The 366-nt window shown below is 70.2% G+C and carries 1 protein-coding gene; it reads left to right on the forward strand.

Annotated features, from left to right (window positions below):
• On the forward strand, positions 1 to 366 hold a 366-nt coding region (locus AC1DDH_RS20875; protein ID WP_476956279.1), incomplete at both ends, for a hypothetical protein.

A 366-nucleotide genomic window follows, 5' to 3' on the forward strand; every position in this document is an offset into this window, starting at 1 on the left:
CCGCCGGGAATGTGAACCTCGTGGCGAACGGGTTCACGCTCGGTGATGCCGCGGTGGCGACGTCCGGGTTCGTGTACGCCGACGGCACCTTCACGCTCGGCAACAAACCCGTGATCCTGGGCGGGTATTCGATCGGCATGGGGTTCAGCGGTGCCGGCATCGTCGGGAAACCCGCCCAGACGGTCGCGAACTGCTCCACGGCGCCCTCGCCCGCGGCCAACGCCGCCCTCTGCGGCACACCGGCGGCGAAGCCGGGCACCAACCGTACGAACCCCACCCTTGCCGCGGTCACGGCGATGACGACGTGGCGCAACCTCGGCTCGGCTCGGGCGGCATGGGGATCGAGTGTCCAGTGGACCACAGGGC

This window comes from Arthrobacter sp. 10T425 (assembly GCF_056393985.1).